Annotated in this window: 21 protein-coding genes; 14 read left to right on the top strand and 7 right to left on the bottom strand. The window is 39.6% G+C overall.

Annotated features, from left to right (window positions below):
* Positions 1 to 118: 118 nt before the first annotated feature.
* Positions 119 to 1909 carry an ABCB family ABC transporter ATP-binding protein/permease gene (locus AAEZ22_RS05865; protein ID WP_089368215.1) on the bottom strand — a complete coding sequence of 597 codons (1791 nt, stop codon included), beginning with the start codon at positions 1907 to 1909 and terminating at the stop codon, positions 119 to 121.
* A 137-nt stretch (positions 1910 to 2046) separates the two neighbouring features.
* Between AAEZ22_RS05865 and AAEZ22_RS05860 the strand changes: the two genes are divergently transcribed.
* The 5 genes from AAEZ22_RS05860 (at position 2047) to AAEZ22_RS05840 (ending at position 7095) form a co-directional block, all read left to right on the top strand.
* Positions 2047 to 2613 (top strand): hypothetical protein, encoded by a 567-nt coding sequence (locus AAEZ22_RS05860; RefSeq protein WP_352296536.1) that lies wholly within the window; start codon positions 2047 to 2049, stop codon positions 2611 to 2613.
* A 108-nt stretch (positions 2614 to 2721) separates the two neighbouring features.
* A complete protein-coding gene (gene secD, locus AAEZ22_RS05855; protein ID WP_352296533.1) occupies positions 2722 to 4560 on the top strand; it encodes a protein translocase subunit SecD in 1839 nt (612 codons plus the stop codon).
* Positions 4553 to 5494 (top strand): protein translocase subunit SecF, encoded by a 942-nt coding sequence (gene secF, locus AAEZ22_RS05850; RefSeq protein ID WP_352296530.1) that lies wholly within the window; start codon positions 4553 to 4555, stop codon positions 5492 to 5494. The genes secD and secF overlap by 8 nt, the downstream gene beginning before the upstream one ends.
* A 109-nt stretch (positions 5495 to 5603) precedes the next feature.
* Positions 5604 to 6080, top strand: coding sequence for a transcription elongation factor GreAB (locus AAEZ22_RS05845; protein WP_179806603.1), 477 nt, complete (start codon positions 5604 to 5606; stop codon positions 6078 to 6080).
* Positions 6081 to 6654: 574 nt separating this feature from the next.
* Entirely contained in the window at positions 6655 to 7095 is a 441-nt protein-coding gene (locus tag AAEZ22_RS05840) for a GFA family protein (RefSeq protein WP_339685072.1), read from the top strand.
* Positions 7096 to 7394: 299 nt separating this feature from the next.
* Here AAEZ22_RS05840 and AAEZ22_RS05835 read toward each other — a convergent pair whose 3' ends face one another.
* On the bottom strand, positions 7395 to 7745 hold the full coding sequence (locus tag AAEZ22_RS05835) for a hypothetical protein (protein WP_339685069.1): 351 nt from the start codon (positions 7743 to 7745) through the stop codon (positions 7395 to 7397).
* A 735-nt stretch (positions 7746 to 8480) separates the two neighbouring features.
* Here AAEZ22_RS05835 and AAEZ22_RS05830 point away from each other — a divergent pair.
* The 7 genes from AAEZ22_RS05830 (at position 8481) to AAEZ22_RS05800 (ending at position 14644) form a co-directional block, all read left to right on the top strand.
* Entirely contained in the window at positions 8481 to 8768 is a 288-nt protein-coding gene (locus AAEZ22_RS05830) for a hypothetical protein (RefSeq protein ID WP_339685067.1), read from the top strand.
* A gap of 85 nt (positions 8769 to 8853) precedes the next feature.
* Positions 8854 to 9390, top strand: a complete 537-nt coding sequence (locus AAEZ22_RS05825) for a c-type cytochrome (protein WP_350544074.1) — start codon at positions 8854 to 8856, stop codon at positions 9388 to 9390.
* A gap of 23 nt (positions 9391 to 9413) precedes the next feature.
* Positions 9414 to 9917, top strand: a complete 504-nt coding sequence (locus AAEZ22_RS05820) for a YybH family protein (protein WP_350544071.1) — start codon at positions 9414 to 9416, stop codon at positions 9915 to 9917.
* 68 nt (positions 9918 to 9985) lie between these two features.
* Positions 9986 to 10804, top strand: a complete 819-nt coding sequence (locus tag AAEZ22_RS05815) for a formyltransferase family protein (protein ID WP_350587208.1) — start codon at positions 9986 to 9988, stop codon at positions 10802 to 10804.
* Positions 10805 to 11534: 730 nt separating this feature from the next.
* Positions 11535 to 12929, top strand: coding sequence for a RimK family ATP-grasp domain-containing protein (locus AAEZ22_RS05810; protein WP_086996005.1), 1395 nt, complete (start codon positions 11535 to 11537; stop codon positions 12927 to 12929).
* Entirely contained in the window at positions 12929 to 14086 is a 1158-nt protein-coding gene (locus AAEZ22_RS05805) for a peptidase C39 family protein (RefSeq protein WP_350544066.1), read from the top strand. The genes AAEZ22_RS05810 and AAEZ22_RS05805 overlap by 1 nt, the downstream gene beginning before the upstream one ends.
* A gap of 42 nt (positions 14087 to 14128) precedes the next feature.
* Positions 14129 to 14644, top strand: a complete 516-nt coding sequence (locus AAEZ22_RS05800) for an MgtC/SapB family protein (protein WP_011328060.1) — start codon at positions 14129 to 14131, stop codon at positions 14642 to 14644.
* A 28-nt stretch (positions 14645 to 14672) separates the two neighbouring features.
* On the opposite strand, the gene AAEZ22_RS05795 is transcribed toward AAEZ22_RS05800, so the two are convergent.
* Positions 14673 to 15908: a sensor domain-containing phosphodiesterase gene (locus AAEZ22_RS05795; RefSeq protein ID WP_352296523.1), complete on the bottom strand. Its 1236-nt coding sequence runs from the start codon at positions 15906 to 15908 to the stop codon at positions 14673 to 14675.
* A gap of 69 nt (positions 15909 to 15977) precedes the next feature.
* Positions 15978 to 16988 carry a GlxA family transcriptional regulator gene (locus AAEZ22_RS05790; RefSeq protein WP_089368220.1) on the bottom strand — a complete coding sequence of 337 codons (1011 nt, stop codon included), beginning with the start codon at positions 16986 to 16988 and terminating at the stop codon, positions 15978 to 15980.
* A 127-nt stretch (positions 16989 to 17115) separates the two neighbouring features.
* Here AAEZ22_RS05790 and AAEZ22_RS05785 point away from each other — a divergent pair, with 127 nt between their 5' ends.
* Positions 17116 to 19023 (top strand): beta-ketoacyl synthase, encoded by a 1908-nt coding sequence (locus AAEZ22_RS05785; protein WP_089368221.1) that lies wholly within the window; start codon positions 17116 to 17118, stop codon positions 19021 to 19023.
* Positions 19024 to 19095: 72 nt separating this feature from the next.
* On the opposite strand, the gene AAEZ22_RS05780 is transcribed toward AAEZ22_RS05785, so the two are convergent.
* The 3 genes from AAEZ22_RS05780 to AAEZ22_RS05770 all read right to left on the bottom strand — a co-directional run bounded on the left by AAEZ22_RS05780 (position 19096) and on the right by AAEZ22_RS05770 (position 22244).
* The gene (locus AAEZ22_RS05780; RefSeq protein WP_011328064.1) at positions 19096 to 19512 is read right to left on the bottom strand and encodes an MgtC/SapB family protein; all 417 of its coding nucleotides are present in this window, start codon (positions 19510 to 19512) and stop codon (positions 19096 to 19098) included.
* 709 nt (positions 19513 to 20221) lie between these two features.
* The gene (gene fghA, locus AAEZ22_RS05775; RefSeq protein ID WP_011328066.1) at positions 20222 to 21064 is read right to left on the bottom strand and encodes an S-formylglutathione hydrolase; all 843 of its coding nucleotides are present in this window, start codon (positions 21062 to 21064) and stop codon (positions 20222 to 20224) included.
* Positions 21065 to 21122: 58 nt separating this feature from the next.
* Positions 21123 to 22244 carry an S-(hydroxymethyl)glutathione dehydrogenase/class III alcohol dehydrogenase gene (locus AAEZ22_RS05770; RefSeq protein WP_011328067.1) on the bottom strand — a complete coding sequence of 374 codons (1122 nt, stop codon included), beginning with the start codon at positions 22242 to 22244 and terminating at the stop codon, positions 21123 to 21125.
* Between the two features lie 129 nt (positions 22245 to 22373).
* Between AAEZ22_RS05770 and AAEZ22_RS05765 the strand changes: the two genes are divergently transcribed.
* Positions 22374 to 23246 carry a LysR family transcriptional regulator gene (locus AAEZ22_RS05765; RefSeq protein ID WP_086996014.1) on the top strand — a complete coding sequence of 291 codons (873 nt, stop codon included), beginning with the start codon at positions 22374 to 22376 and terminating at the stop codon, positions 23244 to 23246.
* Positions 23247 to 23250 lie beyond the last annotated feature (4 nt).

The raw sequence follows: 23250 nt of genomic DNA, 5'->3' as shown, positions 1-23250 counted from the left end.
AGGTTATTTTAGTAATTGTTATTTATAAGAGGCTGCTAAACAAACCTTTTGAGGTGAATCACCCTAGAGGTCGATAAAATAGCAAATAAAGCCTTTATACGAGCAATATTAATGGTATTTATGTGTTTTTTGCTTGTTCTTGCTGCAATTGCCACATTTGCGCATATTGGCCGTTAAGGGCTAGTAACTCAGAATGTGTGCCTTGCTCAAGAAGCTCGCCTTTATGCAATACTAAAATATTATCGGCATCTATTATGGTTGATAAGCGATGGGCAATCACTATGCTGGTATGGTTTTGTGTGACAGCGCGCATAGCCGTTAAAATAGCTTGCTCGGCATGGGAGTCGAGGGCTGAGGTGGCTTCGTCAAAAATTAAAATAGGCGATTTTTTTAAGATTGCGCGGGCAATGGCTATGCGTTGTTTTTCGCCGCCCGACACTTTTAAACCGCGCTCGCCTACTAAGGTTTTATCGCCTTTATCAAGGCTGTTTATAAACGCTGTTAAATGCGCCATAGCAATGGCTTGATCTATTTCGGCCTCGCTGGCTGTTGGCCTGCCATAAGCAATGTTTTCGCGTATTGAAGTATTAAATAGCACGGTATCTTGCGGCACTATGGCTATAGCTTGGCGTAAACTGTGCAAAGTTACGGTGTTTATAGGTTGCTTATCTATAGTGATACTACCTGATGACACTTCATAAAAACGATACAAGAGCCTAGCTAATGAGCTTTTTCCTGCGCCACTTGCACCGACTATTGCTACCTTAGTGCCGGGTTTTACGCTAAAACTAACATTGTTAAGAATAGGGCGGTTAGCATCGTAACTAAAGCTTACATTGTTAAAGCTAACCTCACCTTTAGTGAGTGTTAGTAGTTGTGATGCAGGAGTGTCGGCAATGTGTGGTTTTTTGTTGAGCAGCCCAAGCATGTTTTCAAGGTCGGTAAGGGCGCGTCTTATTTCGCGATATACAAAGCCTAAAAAGTTAAGCGGTAAAAACAGTTGGATCATATACGCGTTTATCATTACGAGTTCACCAATGCTAAGTGTACCGGTTACTACTTCGCTTGAGCCTAACCACATAAGTGCGGTAATGGCGCTGGCTATAATTAACGCTTGCCCAGAGTTTAGTGCCAATAACGACATGCGGTTTTTTAATCGGGCTTTTTCCCAGCGCGCTAAAAAGGTGTCGTAGGTGCTGGCTTCAAACTCTTCATTGTTAAAGTATTTTACTGTTTCGTAGTTTAGTAAGCTGTCGATAGCGCGGGTATTACTTAAGTTGTCGGCGGTGTTAGCTTCGCGAATAAAGCGATTGCGCCACTGGGTTACGGTTACTGTAAAGGTAATATATATGGCAACTGCAAGTAGGGTTATAAGCGCAAACCAGATAGAAAACAAAGTGCCAAAAATTAATGCAACGGTAAGAATTTCAAATAGAGTAGGCACAATGTTAAACATTAAAAATCGCATTAAAAAGCTCAAACCGCTGGTGCCACGCTCTATATCGCGACTTATGCCACCGGTTTGTCGATCTAAATGAAAAGCCAGTTCAAGCGAATGCAAATGCTTAAACACCTTTAGGCCTATGTCGCGCATGGCGTGTTCGGTAACTCGCGAAAAAACCGCATCGCGTATTTCACCTAAAAATACGCTGGCAAAGCGCAGTGCACCGTACATAATAAGCAGTAGGGTAGGAATAAAAAGCACTGGGTGAATAGATTTATCAACGCTATCAATAATTTCTTTTAGTGCCCACGGCATAAGTAAAGTAGCACCTTTAGCGCCTACCAGTGCCATAGCTGCAATAAAAACTCGCCCTTTAAATTGTGTGATATAAGGCCAAAGTGTTTTTATACTTTGGCGCAGGTTCATTGCGTCGGGGCGTTTTACTGAGCTTTGTTTAGAGCGCATGAATGATCTCGGTTTTTATAATGGGTATAAATTGCTGTGGATTTAATTTTTCATCAAGCTAAATACTTAATTAGACTATTGTATTTTAAATAGCTGCCCTTATATACTAGTAATCCTTAATTAAAGTTTGAAAATTGATGTTTAAATTTCGTTTGTTTTTAACTGCATTTTTGCTTATTACTGCACTTTTTAGTGCATGTAGCGAAGCCGCGCCAGTTAAACATGGTTTAAACACTGCAAATTCTACTTTAATATCTGCTGCTTTTTCAGCAGCTCCTTTCTCACTAGATACTACTTCATTAGATGCTACTTCATTAGATGCTACTTCATTAGATGCTACTTCATTAGGTGCTACTTCATTAGGTAATGTTTCATTAGATATAAGTCACCCCTCCATATTAGTTAAAGTATTGCATGCTAAACAACAAACTAAGCCTAATAAAACAGCGTTTGATGCACTGCAACCTAGGCTAACTGCCAGTAATTCATCGTTGTTTTTATTTAGTGCGCAAACAGAGCCTGAATACGACGTTATTTATGAATTTTTTATTCATACGCTAGCAAGGCAGTTTTATTTACAACCTAAAGCTATAAGCACGGCACTACCTTGGTATACAGTTGTTTCTAATAGTAAAAAGTCTCGTATTAGTGGCTGGAAAGAAGCTAACTTACTTTACAGCGCTACCAACACTCATCACGCTTAATTTCCTTATTTAATAATTAATAGGTTTTAACTTTTAAAGTTTTAGCTTGCAGATTAATTGTGCTTTTTTAAGCGCTTATCAGCTAGTTGCTGATAGTAAGGAATAACAATGTTGAGTTTTAAAAATAATAAAAAGCCGTTTATGGCTAAATTTAAATTAAGCACCTTTGCTATGTTGGTGGTATTACTGCTATTGGCAATAAGTGCGTTACCTAATTTATATCCAAACCAGTCATGGTTGTATGTTAGCGCAGCCCCACACACCGAAATACAAACACCCCCGAGCACCAATACCCTAGTTACATTTTTAAATGAGCAAGGCTTAAATGTGGCGCAAGCGCATGAGTCGCAAGCAACAATAAATGTGCTGCTTAACGAGCCTACAAAAAGTGCCCAGGCACAAGCGGCTATAAAAGCGCAATATGCAAATACTCAGGTTAAAATTGTGGAGCGTGCTACCAGCCCAAACTGGTTACAAAGCTTTGGACTTTCGCCAATAAAGCTTGGTCTAGATTTAAACGGTGGAGTGTTATTTGTACTTGATGTAGATTTAGATAAAGCCATTGATGAGCAATTAGTGAGTGCGTATCAGCAAGCTAAATCAATCATAATTAAGCAAAAAGCACATGGGGTAAAAGCCCTGCAAACTCAAACCGGGTTTGTAATAAATGCTCTACCTAATGCTGGTGATAAATTAACCCCTGTTATTAAAGAGCTGCAAAGCCGCTTTGCTAACTTAGCAGTAGTAACAAACAATAATGGCACAGTTAAAACGGCGCAATTTAGTTACTCAGAGCAAGGGCGAAGCGCGTTTAACAAAGAAGTTATGAGCCAAACCCTCACAACCCTACGTTCGCGTATTGAAGAGCTGGGCATAACCGAAGCGGTAACACAGCGCCAAGGTAAGCAGCGCATTCGTATTGAACTACCTGGAGTGCAAGATCCTACCGAGGCGAAACGCATTATTGGCGCAACGGCATCCCTGGGGTTTTATCAATTAAAAGCTGTGGGTGGGCAAACCTTTAATTTACAGACGGGCGGTACTATAAAACTCGACCCTGTGCCAATTTTTACCGGTGAGCATATTAATAACGCTCATGCTGGGCGCGACGATTGGAGCAAACCGCTAGTGCAGTTAAGCCTTGATAGCCAAGGCGGCGATGCTATGTCGGCATTTTCTAAAGCTAATATAGGTAAACCTATGGCGACGGTTTACTCAGAGTATTCGCAAAATGCTAAAGGAGAGGTAGTTAAAAAGAGTGAGGTTATTAATGTAGCCAATATTGCTCAGCACTTAAGTTCGCGTTTTAGCATAACCAATATGCAAAGCCCACAAGCCGCGGCCGACTTAGCGCTATTGTTACGTGCAGGCTCGTTAAGTGCGCCGGTTACTATAGTGCACGAACAAACCATAGGGCCAAGCTTAGGCAGCGAAAATATAAGTAACGGCTTAGCCGCCCTAATGTTAGGTATGGGTATTACTTTGGCATTTATGGCTATGTGGTACAGACGTTTAGGGTTAATTGCCAACGTAGCACTTATTTTAAATTTAACCTCTTTAGTGGGTTTAATGTCGTTATTGCCTGGGGTAGTGCTTACGCTTCCCGGTATTGCCGGATTGGTGCTAACCATAGGTATGGCAGTAGATACCAACGTCATTATATTCGAACGTATAAAAGAAGAGCGCCGTAAAGGCCGCGCGCCTTATCAAGCTATTGAGCAAGGGTATAAGCAAGCATTTAGCACTATTTTTGATGCCAATATTACCACTATGATCACTGCACTTATTTTATACGGTATAGGTTATGGGCCAGTGAAAGGCTTTGCAATTACTTTGGCGCTGGGTTTAGTAACCAGTATGTTTACAGGCGTGTATGTATCGAAAGTGTTGAGCCAAAGTTTGTATTTAAAATTGGGTAAAAAAAGCGGAGTAAGTACAGATGCTTAATTATTTTTTAAAAGGCGAAACCGGCACACGCATGCGTTTTATGGGCTTGGTTTTAAGTACAGTATTAGTATTGCTATCGGTAGTAACCTTGGCGCAAAAAGGGCTTAACTTTGGCCTAGATTTTACCGGTGGTTACTTAACAGAATTTACGACTAACCAAAGTATTGAGCTAAAGCAGCTTAAAACTTTTATAGCTAAAAACCACAACGGTGAGTTTGAGCTAACAGCGCAAGGGAATAACCACTTTCAATTAAGAGAAGCGCCAGCTATTAATCAATCTGCGAGTAATAGCAGCAACGATTGGCAAAGTGCGGTAACACAAAGCACCGACATAAATGCCACGGTATTGTCATCGGCCTATATTGGCTCGCAGGTGGGCGATGAGCTATTTGAACAAGGCTGTTTGGCACTTCTAGCAGCTATGGTTGCAGTAATGCTGTATTTAGCGATAAGGTTTGAATGGCGTTTAGCCCTTGGCTCGGTAGTTGCTTTAACACACGACTTAATATTGGTGCTGGGTTTGTTTTCGCTATTACAGCTTGAATTTAACTTAACCGTATTAGCCAGTTTATTGGCAATTATAGGCTACTCACTTAATGACTCTATAATTGTTGGCGACAGGGTGCGTGAGCTATTAAGAGTTAAATTAAATGCCAGTATTAGCGTATCCAGCATTATAAATAGTGCGATTAAAAGCACCCTAACGCGTACCTTAATTACCTCAGGCACCACTTTAGCCACAGTAGCAAGTGTGTGGCTATTAGCTGGAACACCGCTGCAAGGCTTTGCTATTGCGTTATTTAGTGGCATTGTTGTGGGTACGTTTTCATCTGTTTGTATTGCCGCCACCTTGCCCGAGCTAATGGGGTTAAGTGCTAAAAACTACGAAGTGAAAATAGATAGCCAAAGCCAAGCGCTCATGGATATGCCATAAAGGCTCAAAGCATACAAATAAACAAAGCTTAGGGGCCAAACTATTGTGTTTAGCCCCCGTAGCAATGTTAAACTGCTCGCAATATTTTTACTGTATGTGTGTAAACCTCATGAACAAAGCCCACGTTATTGAACACCTTAAGTTTGCCCTAGAGGCGCAGCTTACCACCGCAAAAGTGGCCGCTAAAACAGCGCACGACACCGCCACGCACGAAGAAAACATAGCAGAAAACAAATACGATACCCTAGGGTTAGAGGCCGCCTATTTAGCCCAAGGCCAAGCGCAGCGCGTAAACGATTGCTATAAAAGCATGGAGTTATTTAAGCCCATATTTAATCAGCCAGCCAGCAGTAAAATAGCCATTGGCTCGCTAGTGTGCTTAGAGGGTACAAATGAGCAGCAAAAATGGTTTTATTTAGGCCCAAGCGCAGGTGGGTTAACCGTAGAGGTTAAAGGTTTAACGATTGCCGTTGTAACCCCCGGCGCACCACTAGGTAAGCTGTTATTAAATAAACAAATTGATGATGGCATTAGTTTAACCATTGCCGATGTAAAGCACGATTATGACATTGTAGAAATTTTATAAAATATTGGTTGTAAGCAAAGCCCATTTTTAAGCACCACAAAACGTATTTATTCCCCCTCATTTTATTGTCGGATGGCATGGCTTCGCCATTTATCCGACCTACATCAATGTTTTATCGCGTAATTTGATGCATATGGAATATTTAAACGTAGGTCGGATAAGCGAAGCGCCATCCGAAAAACAGTACCATAACAATAACATTTTGCAGGATAATTAAGCAGACACCCATCTTAATATCTGCAATTTCAGCATGCCGGGTTCAAACGTGAAGTGGATGTCATGTTGAATTTTATGTTAAATACTTAAATCCCAATTTAAATCTTTACTAAAACATTTATCATTATCGACTCTACTACGGATAAGTTGTGTTGCAAGCTATACCTACTACACTTATCAAGCGAAAGCATCAATACATACTGCAAGCAACTCTGGTTTACATCGACGTGCATCGGCGTTTCAGAATGTGACTGATGTTAAGTTGTAACTATCATCGGTAGAGGCTTACATAAGACTCTGTCGTTATTTATTTTACTGAAGATGCGTCCAACCGGGTACGCATAAAAGGAAAGAGATTATGACCAGTTCTTATACAGGTGGCTGCGAACACGTTCATATCAAAGCTAAAGCAGAGCCAATCGATAATCATGTTTGTCACTGTAATGTCTGTAAGAGCGTGACGGGCCAGCAGAGTACGCATGTGGCATTCTTCAAATACACAGATCTGTCCGCCGATCACCCTGAAAAAATAAAGCGCCAGCCGTTCAATAAGGACAATCCAGAAGGACCACTTGAGCTTTGTAGCTGTACTGATTGTGGCGCTGCATTAATGCTTGATGATAAACAGAAACGCATTCGTGTTGCCGTGCCAAATGTTATGGGTTACAAAGAAGCAACGTTTCCTAAGGCTACATATCACGCATTCTACGACACATCAAAGGGCTACCCCAAACCATCCGACGGTCGTCCGGTTTATGAAGGATTGCGTCCTGAATTCGCTTGGCCTGAACCTGCTTAAGCGAATGCTTTTATACTCGAACAGGAGAGGTTAAGCAATCAACCCTCCTATCGACCTTGGCATCATTATAGCGAACCGTATAACAATTTCACGGCTTGGTATTACAGTTTTCGATACATGAAGGTAGTGATGCCCGTTTTTTGCACTAACTGATTTGGTAGGCATTACACCGGAGATATACGCGATCTCTTTAAATAATCGAAACAAAGGGGGCCACCCATTAGAAAGTTCCGGTCAAGCAGGCAGCTGCGTTTTCTTGAACTTTTTATTTAAAAGCTAAGTATTCTTACTTTTTAAACTCAATTTAAATATGACTGTGCGTTCAGTAATAATAAATTTTTAATGGGTTGTTGGACAATATCCATCCGTTTGCGCATTAAGTCACGAACAGCTCTAAGCTTGCGTGGATATATGTAATCTTCAGGGAGTATATTTAAGCGTAACATTTCAGCAAACCAGCGCACATCACTATGATCGTCAGCATGTATTAAGTCTGAATGTTGTTGGATTACAGCGAGATTCGCTAAATATAGTTTAAACTTTGCATCCATTAATACATCAACTAGCCAATACCAATTAAATGTTGATTCAACAACAAGTCCTGTTAGCTTGTCTTTATAGGGGGTAAAAAAAAATGACAGAAGCGTCATTATTTAAACGCTTTGCTCATTAATGATAGCAATAACACTATTATTTGAATGTAAGTCAATTCCACCATATAGCTTCATACTAAGATCCTCGATATACTGTTTATGTTTTGCTCAACACAACTGCATCGAAAAACACAAGGAGCTTTCTGTTTGGTTATCAATATTTAACCTTTGTAATTCAGGGTGTTGCAAACACACAGACTTTATCTTATCTATGAAAAACGTTTAAGCAGTGAACTCTAATAGCGCATTTTACATTCTAAACGATATATAAAATGTGAACACACTAACCTATACGATTAAGATGGCTTTTGCTGCAAATGAGTGACCTGATTAGAACGAATAAGTACATAACTTTGTTTTAATAAGCACTTTAACCTTACCGCAATTAAAATTATTAAATACTAACCAGGCAGCAATCCAACATTAAGATTACAGTTTTGTCATGTTTGTGTCATGTCAATGACAGGTTGAACTTTTATACTTACGCTTATATTCCTTCTATATTTTAATATAAAAGGCTTGGAATAAAAATTAATGAATAATTGCAATCGATCTTGCAAGTAAGGCATTACTTAGTTCAAGGATAAATAGCAGCGATCTCTTAACTATTATTAATAATATGGCTTTATTTTAGCTGCAACTATTACGATAAATTTGAGTGTTAAGAAGAGTGATATCGCTTTGATACACCTAAATAGGCCTCAATAGAATTTATAAGTCTAGGAGTTAACCATGAATATTTTAACAAAATTAGCTTTAGTATTGATACCAACAATTACCTTATCTACGTCAGCTCTAGCGCATAATCCATCAATGCATGTAAAAAAGACAAAAAAGGCGGATTGTACCAAAGTGAATCAAAGTAAAATGGATATGAAAGATCCTGTTGCAATTGCCATAATGAAAAAATGCATGAAGCAGTCGAAAATCGATAAACATGACATGAAAGATATGGAACACAGCAAGATGAAGCAAGAAGAGCATAAAAAATCTAAAGAAGATGATGGTCATAATCATTAACCTATCTTAGTAAGTCGTTTGGCAAATGTTTAAGTGCTGATACGTTAAATGGCGTCTTAAAATCTTAGTATCTCAAGGGGATTGTATGAAAATCATTAGATTACTATTATTGTTTGTTGTTTTAGGTCTTGCTTCAGCAGCTACTATTATTTACTCCGGTATTGTAGATGTTGCTGCAGATGAACCGCACAGTGATCTTGTTTATTGGCTATTAACAGAAACTAGAGAAAACTCTATTAGTAAGGCTTCACAAGATATAATTGTACCTGATTTGAATGAACCAGAATTACTACTAACCGGTGGAAGTGATTATGAATATATGTGTTCTAGTTGCCACCTAAAGCCAGAGCAGCGTGAAAGTGATATGAGTTTAGGCTTATATCCAGCGCCACCTAACTTAACTATATCGAGTAACGAGCATATAAATCATGCGCACGACGAAGATGAAGACAAGCTAGCTCGTAGGAATTTCTGGATTATCAAACACGGTATTAAAGCATCAGGCATGCCAGCATGGGGGAAAACCCATGACGATAAGCGTATGTGGGCAATGGTTGCTTTTATTAAACAGCTACCTACCTTAACACCAGAAGAGTATCAAATACTCACTGCTATAGACTAACCCAACACTATAAAGGAAGAAATATGAAAAAATATACTTCAGCAATACTGATACTTGTTCTGAGTTTTTCTACGATTGCTCATAATGATAAAAATCATAACACACAAGATAAACAAGCAATTATTGATATCATCTCGAGTATTAAACTTGGTTGGGAAAATGGTGATGGTACACCATTTAGAAAGACTTTTCTAAATTTTAAAGGTGCTAGATATATAGAGTCTGGTGGTCAAAACTCAGGGTTAGACAGCTTAGTTAATCATCACGTTGAACCTGAGAAAGATGCAATGGAATACCTAAAATTAGACTTTTCCAATATAGAAATAACTTTTGAAGGAAGTGAGAAAGAATTTGCTTGGGCTATTGCTGATAGTGCGGTGCAGGGGAAAGTTAAAATTTCAGGTAAAGAGTTTGATAAAACAGGCTATCAAACCTTCTTATTTCGTAAGATCGATGGTGATTGGAAAGTTATTCATAGCCATTCATCGACTCGCGACAAAAGACCAAAAGCGGCTCATAAACATTAAGGTTAGGTATTTGAATGTAATTTACGCAGCTAGTATTTAAGCTAAGTATTTTGGAATTAAAAAAGCATATGAAAATAGTTTACTTCGGAAACAACTTATTCTCTTCGTGTTTAAAGTATTTATTAGATGAAAACCATCAAATATTGCGAGTATATAAAAATAGTCATGCGCATGAATCATCTATTATAGATAGGTTATGTGAACAAAATGATATTGCTATTTATGAGCACAGACCTAAGTTAATAGAGCTCAATGATTTGATCTCCTTAGGTGCAGAACTGTTCATAGTTGCTGAATATGCTTACTTACTACCTGATACAAATGTGAAATATGCAATCAATATACACCCTACTTTACTACCTGAAGGTAGAGGGCCGACTCCTTTACCATATTTAATAAAAAACCCTGATTTTTCAGGAGTGACTATTCATAAGATAACTAATAGCTTTGACTCTGGAGATGTAATTTTACAAGCTAAAGTTCTGCAATCTACTAGTGAAAGCATAACAACTTTAATGATAAAAATGCACCTTGAATCTGTCAAATTATTGAAACTTTTTATTGAAAATATTAATAACTATTACGAATCTGCAAAGGCCCAAGTAAACTACTCTTATTGGTCAAAAATTGAAATGTCAGAGAGCGTTTTAGATTGGAATACATCAATAAATGAGATCAAGATACAGAAACTGTGTTTTGGGCATCTAGGCTTAATTATAAAATTAGATCAAGTATTATGGGTTGCATCTCATCTGGAGTTCATAAATGAAAAGTATACATCGCGACCTGGGTGTGTAGTTTATGAAGATGATAGTTTATTGGCTGTCACAGCACTAGACGGAATAGTCTGTATACATAAGCGCTCTATGTTCTCTTTGCCTGTATAATAGAAACTAAGAAACGAGAGATTTGCATAAGTGAAACCTTGTCATATTGGAGCTCGGTTATAATTTTTGTGTTAGGCTAAAAATTAAATGTCTAACACAGAGTCTAATTGCTCTTCAAAACAAAATAGATGATTAACCGCATCAATGTCTGGAGCCAATTAAGTATAGACATTGTCTAGTTTTTTGTAGCCTTGAATATATTATTATAAAATATTAGTAGGCTGTTTTCATTTGGAAACCCTCTTTGGTTTTTGTTAGTTTTCGAAATTTTCAGGGCTTAGGTTCAATTGCTTTATAAACATGCTTTAAATTAACACATCGCGATTATCTAAATCGTTTTAACGTAGGTCGGATAAGCGAAGCGCCATCCGACAATAAAGCGCCATCCGACAATAAAGCCGCATCACAATAATATTCCGCCATCAGGCAGAGCCAAGCCAAGGTTATAAACACTTACCGTTCCCATAAATTATGTGTCGGATGGCGTGGCTTCGCCATTTATTCGACCTACATCAATAATTTTCATCTTCACGCTAAAAATATCTCGTTTGTTAGTTTATCAAAAAGGCCTTATAAAGCAGATGTGGTTTAGGATTACCTAAACTAAAGCACCCATCTTATTAAGTGACACGCGCAATGCACCACTTAGTACGATGGGTGTTTCTATTTTTAATGCTTAATTATAAAAAATTAAGCATGCTTTTATAATTAGACTTAACTAGGAAAAGTCGTGTTTAAAACCTTAATTGTGGTTGATAACAACGAGCAAACTCTTGCTCAATCATTCGAAAATGTTATTACGTTTAATACTTACCTACGTGACTATCCAAAACGTGATGAACCTAAAACTCGCATTATTAACTTATGTGACTCAAGCCAATACTTGAGCAAAGGTTACTATTGCTCGCTACTCGCTGAAGCGCGTAAGCACCAAGTATTACCAAGTGTAAAAACAATAAATGCGTTACGTAGCGGCCAAGCACCTATGCACAATGTTGGCCAAATAGATGGCGCTCTATACTTTGGTAATGCCACTAACGATGAGCAAACAAAAGCGGCTAAATCGGTATTTAAACAATACCCGGCGCCTATTTTATTTGTTGATAACCAAGGCTTATTACAACAAGGGTCGTTATCGTCATTAGATGAGCAACAGTACAGCGATTTTGTAGCTAAGTTGAATAACTTTACCCAAACGCAATGGCGTATTACTGCGGAGCGACGTCGTTTTCGCTGGGACATGGCAATACTTGTTGATCACAATGAAAAGGTGCCACCAAGCGATAAAGACGCAATAGCAAAGTTTATTAAAGCAGCGGCTAAACATGGTATTAATGCCCAAGCATTAAGCTTTGACGAAATAGACAATATAGCCCAGTTTGATGCGTTATTTATTCGTCAAACTACAGCAATTGACCACCCAACATATCGCCTTGCTAGCAAGGCACAAAGCTTAGGTTTAGTGGTTATTGACGATGCGGAGTCTATTTTACGTTGTTGTAATAAAGTGTATTTACACGATGCGTTTAACTATCAAAAAGTACCTAGTTTAAAAACAGTGGTTGTGGCTGATCAGTCAAGCGAGACTCTTGAGCAGTTAGAAGCGGCGTTTACCTACCCGTTAGTATTGAAAATGCCAGAAGGCTCGTTTTCAAAAGGGGTATATAAAGTAACGAACCGTGCTGAGCTGGAAGCTAAGTTAACTGAGCTATTTGAATTTAGTGCTTTAGTGCTTGCACAAGAATACATGTACACCGAATACGATTGGCGAGTAGGGGTACTAAATGGCCGTGCAATTTACGCGTGTCGTTACTTAATGGCGCGTAACCATTGGCAAATTTATAACCACGATGCAAAGCGGTTTTTTTCGGGTGGCTTTGAAACATTGCCTACTTTTGAATTACCAAAAGCGGTATTAGATGCAGCATTAAAAGCGTGTAAAACAGTGGGTAAGGGTTTATATGGCGTTGATGTAAAAGAACATCAAGGGCGTGCTTATGTACTTGAAGTAAACGATAACCCAAGTATTGATCATAAAGTAGAAGACGGCTATTTAGGCGATGAGCTTTATATGATCATTATGGATGAGTTTAAACAACGCCTTGAAGCGAGGGGGCGTGGTTAATGGCAAAAGCCATGGTTGAGAGTGTGGTTAATGAACAGACTGAGCAAGTGGTTATTCGCCAAGCGCTTATCAGTGATTTAACCGCGCTTACAGCACTTGAAAATGCTTGCTTTAGTAACGACAAGCTTAGCCCGCGCAGTTTAAAGCGCTGGCTAAGTGCTAAGCACGGTATTTTATTAGTTGCCGAGCAAAATAATGCGTTATGCGGTTATGGGCTAATTTGGTGCCATAAAGGCACTCGTCTAGCGCGTCTTTATTCGCTTGCTGTATTACCTACCATGCAAGGCAAAGGCATTGCAAAAATGCTACTTATTGCACTTGAAAAAGCCACCGCAGAGCGTGGGCGAATTTATCTGCGTTTAGAAGTGGCTGTAAATAACGACAGCGCAATTGGTTTGTATAAAAGCTTAGGTTATCGGGTGTTTGGTCAATATAGCGATTATTACGACGATCACAGCGATGCGCTACGCATGCAAAAAAACATTCGTAAAACCAGTGAGCTTAAGTTAGCACGGTTAACTCCGTGGTATCAGCAAACTACTGAGTTTACCTGTGGTCCTGCGGCGTTGTTAATGGCTATGGGGAGCTTAGATGCTAGCACTGAACTGACTCAATCGCATGAGTTGTCGTTATGGCGAGAAGGCACTACTATTTTTATGACCTCTGGGCATGGCGGCTGCCATTCGTTTGGTTTAGCACTGGCGGCACATAAACGTGGTTTTAACAGCGAGGTAATTGTTAATACCCTAGAGCCGTTGTTTTTAGATGGCGTGCGCAGTGAAAATAAAAAAGTAGTATTAGCAACGGTACATCAGCAGTTTGTAGATGGCATAACCGCTGCCAAAATACCGCTTAGTAATAAAGATGTTGAGCTTGAAGACATTGAGCGTTGGCTGAAGCAAAATTTTAGCGTGTTGCTCTTAATCAGTACTTATCGGTTTGATGGTAAAAAATCACCGCATTGGGTGTGTGTTACGCATTTAGATGAGCACTGTGTGTATGTTCATGATCCGTTTTGTGAGCCAGGAAGTGATAGTCAATTGGCTATAGATTGCCAATATGTGCCCATTGCCCGCAGCGACTTTAGTAAAATGTCGGCGTTTGGTAGCCAACGCTTAAGAACAGCAGTGGCTATTGCTAAATCAAAAAATTGTTAATATAAAATTAAACTATTCATATATGAATAACGAGGAAATTACGTGTTTTTACCTGATTTATTTGATGTAGCTCCGTACTCATGGGCTGCAATTGGTACGGCGGCATTTTGTGGCGCTATTATTGGTATTGAGCGCCAATTACGTGGCAAACCTGTGGGTATTCGTACTTCTGCGTTAATTACTTTAGGTACCTATTTATTTTTATCGACTGCGTTTAATTTACAAGGCGATGTAATTGACCACTCTCGCGTAGTGGGGCAAATAATTACTGGTATTGGCTTTTTGGGCGCAGGCGTAATGCTAGCTAAAGACGGCGCTGTGGTAGGAGTAACGTCGGCAGCAACCATTTGGGTGTTAGCGTCTATTGGTGTAATGATAGCCACCGAAAACTTGGGCGCAGCTATTAAGCTCTCTGTGCTGGTGGTCGGTATTTTATACGGTGTTGATGTGCTTGAAGCTAAGTTTAAAAGCTTAAGTAAAGGTGTGCACACTAAAGTTAAAATTTATTCTAAGCGCTATTATCGCAAGAGCGAAAATGAAACAGAGCGCCACTTATAAAGTGGCGTTTTTATAATTAAATTTATAACTAGCTTAATACTAATTTTTGATGCACTAAAGCATCGCAAAGTGCTTGTGGGCGTCCTAAATAATAGCCCTGAACTTTATCGACATTTAGTTTGCGGAGGGTGTTTATTTCTTCTAGTGTTTCTATGCCTTCGGCAATAATATTACAACCAATGTCTTTAGCAAATCCGCATAATGCTTTAGCTAATAAATATTTTCGACGGTCGCTATTAATGTTTCGGGTAAGGCTAATATCAAGTTTAATAATATCTGCTTGTAGCTCCAAAATATGCTGAAAAGAAGAATACCCCGCACCAACATCGTCTATAGCTAGGCGTATGCCTTTTTTACGCAGTGGCGCGAGTGCCGTTAACATTTCATTGTAGTTAGCAATAGGAGAGTGTTCGGTTACCTCCAATACTATATTGCTGCAATCAGAAATAGCAGCTAATGCATTGGCAACGGCACCACTTAGTATATGCTCTGGAGAGGTGTTAATTGACACATACACCTCTTTATTAAAATGACTCATATTGCCTAAAACATTGTTTATTGCCAACATTTCTAGAGCTTCACCTAAACCAAACTGTGCTGCTTCATCAAACCAAATGTTAGGTGTTCTATAGGGCTCAACAAAAAAGCGAGACAAGGATTCGTAACCCGAAATTTTATTTGTGTTTAAGCTATATATAGGCTGGTAGTAAATCTCAATCTTGTTTGTGTTTATAATATTAAGTACGTTAGATTTAATAAGTTGTTTTGCTTCATTGTTTTGTATTTGCGTATCAATAAGCTGCGAGGCCAGATCTGAAATTAAATTTAAAAACGCCAGATCACGCTTGTTTAATGTGTCGTCTTTTTGCTCGTTGTAGCAGCAAAATGTGCCATAAATATCGCCGTTAGATAAGGTAATTGGCACCCCAATATAAGCGCCAATATTAAGCTTTTTAGTAACCGGCATATCGCGGGTTATACTATTTTTACTGGTGTCAGGTATTATATTATCTAGTTCATTATTGGCTAATTTATTACAGTAGGTTTCGTTTATGGGATCAAAATTACCTACTTTTACAATGTCGTTAGGGCGTTTGGTATCAACTAATTTAAATATACGTTTAGAGTCTTTAAACTCAGAAATAAAAGCAACGTCCATATCAAGGTGTTTACGAATAAGTGCTAGCAAGCGAGTTAGTCTAATATTGAGATCAGTCTCTGCTTCAATATCTAATAGTAAATTTTCACTAAAATTTACATGCATATTTCCAACTTCCTTGTGTTTTAGTTAATGGTTTATATTATTACAGTAGCCTGACTTGTTTTTAAAGTATTAGCCAAACAATTTTTTTCTCACTACTTTACGATACTCACTGGGTGTTTGGTTCAATATTTTTCTAAATATTCGCGTTAAATGACCTTGATCGTTATAGCCAACTTCTAACGCTACTTCCTGAATTGATAAATTTGACGAAGCGAGCAACTCTTTAGCACCTTCTACTCGTAACTGTTGCCAATACTCAATAGGGCTTTGGTTGGTAGCTGCTTTAAAGCGCCGCGTAAAAGAGCGATAGCTTAAATTAAACTGTGCGGCTACATCCTGTAAATTAAGCTCTGTTGCTAAGTTGGTTTTTAACCAAAATTGAATTTGGGCAATTAACTCATCGGGATGGCGATCAACCGCACCTTCAAGATAGCGCTGATCTTCGTAGGGTTTGCGTATTTCGTGGGAAAAATTGCGCTCAACATGCTGCGCTGCAGCTTTGCCATAATACTGGCTAATAATATGCACTATTACATCGGCTAGGGCGTTTAGGCTGGCTACGGTATAGAGTCGCTCGGATTGAGTAATAAAAAAGTCAGGCTTTAACAGTACCTTGGGGTAGTCGTGACTAAATTGTTTAGCGTAATGCCAATGGGTGGTTGCTGGGTGCCCGTCAAGTAACTTGGCCTCTGCTAGTAAACAGTTGCCAGTGCCTACACCTATAATATGGCTGCCATTAGTAAAACTTTGCCCCAACCAAGTAACTATATTTTGATTAGTGCGTACAACTGGGCGCGGGTTTCGCCAAATACCGGGCACTATTACTAAATCGCAATTGGGGGTATTGCTGGTGGCGCAATCGGGAAGGATTGCCAAGCCGGTACGATTACTTATTGGTTCAAGGTTTTTAGCAACTAAATGAATAGCGAGTGGCCTAAAGTTTTGTTTATTAATATGGCCTTTTGCAAAGGCTTCGCCCGCTCTCAACATTTCTATAGGGAGGGTTAAACTCGTTATTAATAAGTGTTGGTAAACAGCAATAGCTATATTTAATGGGGGGTTACTCTGTTTATCAGTCATATAGATGCTCCGACCAGTTAGAGTTGGCCTTTTATGCTTAATATTTGGCTATTAAAGCACAAAGAGTGGTGCGCAATCCATTTAAACTAGTGTCATATTCTTATAACACGTTTTTTAAAGGTAAATTATGACCGCATTACCCGTAATTGTAGGCATGGGAGGCATTAATGCCGCTGGCCGTACTTCTTTTCACCAAGGTTACCGCCGTATTGTGTTAGACAGTTTAAGTGCACAAGATCGTCAAGAAACGTTTTTAGGCCTCGCCACCTTGATGAATTTAGTTAGTGTTGTTGATAATCAACTACAAGACACTCAAGGTAACAATGTTGAGCAAAGCGACATAGAAGCACGTTTTGGTGAACAAATAATTGCCGGCACGCTTATTCGTAAAATCGAAAACGAACATTTTGATCCAGACGCTACCCCATGGCAGCAAAAAATGACGCTAAGCAACTCGGATGAGAATGCGATTGTGTTTGAAACCCGTGCTCGCGATTTACCACAACCGATACCTGCAAGCTGGCAGGTAGAGCAGCTCGAAGGTAAAAAAGTTAAAGTTACTATTGCCGCAGATATAGATGTTAAACACGCTTCAACTCGTGACAACCCGATTAAATCGGCAGGGCAGTTTCCTACTGGGTTTGATCCGTCAGTAATGTATAACAGCCGCTATCAGCCACGTGGTTTGCAAGCAACTATTTTTGCTGCTACCGATGCAATAAAGTCAACCGGGCTTGATTGGCAACATATAATGAATAGCGTAGAGCCAGACAAAATTGGTACCTATTCGGCGTCGGTTATTGGCCAAATGGATGACACAGGTTTAGGTGGCTTAGTTAAAGCTCGCCAGCAAGGCGACCGCGTAAGCACTAAGCAATTAGCGCTGGGTTTAAATACTATGTCGACCGATTTTATTAATGCGTATGTAACGGGCAACGTAGGTACTACGTTTTCAACTTCGGGCGCATGTGCTACGTTTTTATATAACTTACGCGCAGCGGTTAACGATATACAAGCCGGGCGCACTCGCGTTGCTGTAGTAGCCAGTGTTGAATGTGCTATTACGCCAGAGGTTATAGAAGGCTTTGGTAACATGAGCGCACTGGCAAACGTTGAAGGTTTGCGCCGTTTAGATAACTTAAGTAATACAGATGAGCCCGACTATCGTAAAAGTAGCCGTCCGTTTGGCGAAAACTGTGGCTTTACGCTAGGTGAAGGCGCGCAAGTGGCTATTTTAATGGATGATGCTCTAGCACTAGAGTTAGGCGCTGACATTATGGGGTGTGTGCCAGATGTATTTGTAAATGCCGACGGGATTAAAAAGTCAATTACTTCACCAGGGCCGGGTAACTACATTACTATGGCAAAATCGGCGGCACTGGCAAGTAGCTTATTAGGTAAAGAAGCCCTGCAACAGCGCAGCTTTATATTAGCCCATGGTTCAAGCACGCCATTAAACCGTGTAACCGAGTCATTGATTTATCATAAAGTGGCACAAACCTTTGCTATTGATAACTGGAAAGTAACTGCGCCAAAAGCATATGTTGGCCATACTATTGCTCCTGCAAGTGGCGATCAGTTAGCTATAGCATTAGGTGTATTTAGCCACAATATTATGCCTGGTATTACGACTATAGATAAAATAGCCGACGATGTTTACGCTGATCATCTAGATATTAGAAACAGCCACTATGATTGCGGTGATATGGATATTGCATTTATTAACTCAAAAGGCTTTGGTGGTAACAATGCTACCGCTACAGTATTGTCTGCAAAAATAACACTGCAAATGCTTGCCAAGCGCCATGGCAAAAGCGTTATGGATGATTATGCTAATAAAAATGTGGCTGTAAAAGCAGCGCAACAAAGCTATCAATCACAAGCAGACTTAGGCCAATACCAACTAATTTATCGTTTTGGTGATGGCTTAATTGACGACAACGACATTGTTATAGATGAGCAAAGCATACACCTTCCTGGCTTTGAAAAAGCGATTGCTTTTAATACAAAAAATCCCTATCAAGACATGTTTTAAGCACACATTCTTGTTTGGTAAGGCGCTTTTATAGCGCCTTTTTTGTTTTTATTAAGATATAAAATTAAGAGGTTACTTAAACTTTTTAATATAGCGTAATGTTATAAAGTTAATAATGGCCAGTAAAATAGCTATTTCGTAGCGACTGTAGGCCACAGCAATACCAATTAAACCCATATTCCAAATGCTCGCCGCGGTGGCAGTACCTGAGGTGGACTGGTTATTTTTTAAAATTGCGCCACCGCCAATAAAGCCGATACCGGTAATGATCCCCTGTAACATTTTTGATTGTGCTTCAGAGGAGTCAAGTACAGACAACGCAATTAACGCATAACCACATGATGCCACCGCTACTAACGGAAAGGTACGCAGCCCCGCACCATCTTGGCTGCGCTCTCTGTCGTAGGCCATTGGCAAAGCGAGTAAATAAGCTATGCCTAAGTGAATCAGATTATCAACGATTTCGTGCCACTGTAAATCAATTTCCATGATCTTGCCTTTTTAGTTAATCTTAATAACTAGCTAGCAATCTGTAAGCCATTTATTTAATATTTTAAATTCAGTAATTTAGGTTTGCCTTTATTTTTATTCTGCCTGGCTTGGTAATAGTTACACTACTATTTTACTATTTTACTATTTTACTAAGTAGTTAGTTTGATATCGCTTTTGAATATCCATATTCTTTTACTTATATTAAAGGTAATTATGTACATCACTTGCCTTTTAAAAAAAACAATAAATACAGCCACTAAACTTGAAAAAAACGCGTTATTACTGCGCGTTAGCAACCTCTGATGATTCTGCCGTTTTGGTTATACGCCTGGTCGTTTGCGTTGGGATTGTATGCTTGCGTATTATTAGTTGAAAATAACGAGCCTTTAAATCACAGCGTTGCGATTGTAGGTGCATTCCCTTTTTTGATTATATATTTACTGCAATTAATTGGTTTTGTTAAGGAGTTTATAAAAAAGGAAGTGCATGAGTAATGTGCTTTGTTTAACACCGTTACAATTTAAAATTTAAAATTTGATTTTATTTTACAAGGTCAGCATGCTCTAAATAAGCTTATGGGTAGAGCCACAGCAAGCAGGGTAATAAAAGGCGAGTGAATACTGATGCAAGTAAGGACGTTTTTTTAATAGTTTAAAATAATGTGTAGAGGGTTCTCTACACATTATTACTACAAACAATAATATTGTTATGCAGACAAATACTGATGATGAAATACCAAGTGCTGATCAATAAAGCTACTGATAAAAAAGTAACTATGATCGTACCCGGTTTGCATTTCTAGGGTCAGTGGGTAGTCTTTTTGTTTTGCAACAGCCACTAAATTTTGCGGTTTTAATTGCTCGTCTAAAAAGTTATCGGCATCGCCTTGGCTCACTAACATTGGCAAGTAGTTACTTTGCTCAGCTTTAGCCATTAATTTGCAGCTGTCGTATTGTGCCCATGTTGTTTTATCGGCTCCTAAATAACCCGTAAACGCTTTAACGCCCCATGGGCAATTAATAGGGTTTACTATAGGGCTAAACGCCGAGGCACTAACATAATCCTGTGGGTTTTTAAGGGCGATCATCAACGCACCGTGGCCGCCCATTGAATGACCACTAATTGCTTTTGTGCTAGTCACTGGAAAGTGCTGCTCTATAAGCGCGGGTAATTCATTCACTACGTAGTCGTACATATTAAAGTGAGTGTTGTAAGGGGCTTGTGTCGCGTTAACATAAAACCCAGCGCCTTGAGCAAAATCGTAGCTGTCTTCGTTAGGAACATTATCCCCACGAGGGCTAGTGTCGGGTGCCACAATAGCAATACCTAGCTCAGCTGCTTTTTTGAATGCGCCTGCTTTTTGCATAAAGTTTTCGTCGGTGCAGGTTAAACCTGAAAGCCAATAAAGTACCGGTACTTTATTACTTTCACTAGCGCCGGGCGGCAAAAAAACGGCAAAACGCATAGTACAATGAGTGCTTACAGCGCTGTGCGTATATTGTTTATGCCAGCCACCGGATACTTTTACACTTGAGATATTTTCTAACATGATAATCCTCAAAAGCCGCTTATATCCACACCGTGAATACAAGCGATTGGTTTATTGCTTAGTAATGAATAACGGTACGAATGCTTTTGCCTTCGTGCATTAAATCAAATGCATCATTAATGTCTTCAAGGCCCATTGTGTGGGTAATAAAGTCATTTAGTGCAAACTCGCCAGCCATGTAACGTTCTACAATTTCAGGTAGTTGTGAGCGGCCTTTAACACCACCAAATGCGCTACCACGCCATACACGCCCAGTAACTAATTGGAATGGACGAGTAGCAATTTCTTGGCCAGCGCCTGCTACACCAATAATTACCGACTCACCCCAACCTTTATGACAACACTCAAGTGCTGAGCGCATAACATCAACATTACCAATACATTCAAACGAGTAGTCAACGCCGCCATCGGTCATTTCAACAATTACGTCTTGAATTGGCTTGTCGAAGTCTTTTGGATTAATTAAATCGGTTGCGCCAAGCTTGGTTGCTAACTCGTATTTAGAGTTGTTTATATCGATACCGATAATACGACTCGCACCGGCCATTTTTGCGCCAATAATAGCTGATAAACCTATGCCACCTAAACCGAAAATAGCTACAGTGTCGCCCGCTTTTACTTTAGCTGTGTTTGTTACTGCGCCCATACCTGTTGTTACGCCACAGCCTAGTAAGCATATTTCTTCTAAAGACGCTTCTTTGTTTACTTTAGCTAAAGAGATTTCTGGCAGTACTGTGTACTCAGAGAAAGTTGAGCAACCCATGTAGTGGTAAATTGGCTGACCGTCTTTATAAAAACGTGTTGTACCGTCTGGCATTAAGCCTTTACCTTGGGTTTCGCGCACAGCAGAACACAGGTTAGTTTTGCCCGAGGTACACATTTTACATTCACCACATTCTGCGGTGTATAAAGGAATAACATGATCGCCAATTTCTACGCTGGTTACGCCTTCGCCGATTGCATATACAACACCAGCGCCTTCGTGGCCTAAAATTGCAGGGAATATACCTTCAGGATCTTCACCCGATAATGTAAATGCATCGGTATGACATACACCAGTAGCGGTAATTTTTACCATTACTTCGCCTTTTTTAGGCATCATCACATCAACTTCTTCAACACTAAGTGGTTGATTAGGACCCCAAGCAATAGCTGCTTTTGATTTAATAAATTCTGACATGTGCTTATCCTTTGTAGTGGGTAGATAATAATTGTAGACCCAATTTGCTTGGGTGATGTAGCTATTGTATTTGTTTCTCAAATAATGATAATCTCAATTTTATTAAAACACTTTTTCAGAACTGTAACAATGGCACGATGGGATGGAATAGACGAATTTATTGCGGTAGGTGAAGAAGGTAGTTTTACCGCTGCAGGCAAAGCAATTGGGCTGTCGGTTGCGCATATTAGCCGCCATGTTAGTGCGCTTGAACAACGCTTAAATACACAGTTGCTAACGCGCACAACGCGTAAAGTGGTTTTGACCAAAGAAGGTGAGGTGTTTTTACACCAAATAAAGCATTTACAACATGCAATGGATGATGCCACGCAAAGTTTAGCGCAACAGCAAAGTACGCCAAAAGGTAAAATTAATCTAACAGCCCCGGTAATGTATGGCGAGAGCTTTATTATGCCAATAGTGCATAATTTTATGCACGACCACCCCGATGTAGAAGTCGTTGCTACGCTCAGTAATGAGCAAGAAAACTTATTAGAAGGTGGTTTTGATCTAGCTATTAGACTGGGGCATTTAAAAGACTCGAGCTTAAAAGCACGGCGCTTAAGTGCACGGCGTTTTATTATGTGTTGTGCCCCTGATTATTTAACCCGATTTGGCGAGCCACACACATTAGGTGAGCTAATAAATCATCAATGTTTAGTGGGGAATAGTCGTTATTGGCGGGTAAACGAAGGAGGGCGCGAAAAGCATATTAAAATAGCTGGGCGACTGCAATGTAATAGTGGCTGGGCGTTGGTAGATGGCGCTAAAAAAGGTTTAGGGATTATTCAGCTCCCTAATTACTACATTGAAAACGAGTTAAAAACAGGGCAGTTAGTGCCTATTTTAACATCCTATCAGCCGCTGCAAGAAGGGGTATGGGGTGTGTATCCGCCTCGACAGTTTGTGGCAACTAATGTAAGGGTGCTACTTGATTATTTAGTCGCAGGACTAAAAGCTTAATAGC

The organism is Pseudoalteromonas sp. 20-MNA-CIBAN-0454 (assembly GCF_040308685.1).
Lineage (GTDB): Bacteria > Pseudomonadota > Gammaproteobacteria > Enterobacterales > Alteromonadaceae > Pseudoalteromonas > Pseudoalteromonas nigrifaciens.
This window is presented reverse-complemented; position numbering and strand designations above follow the sequence as displayed.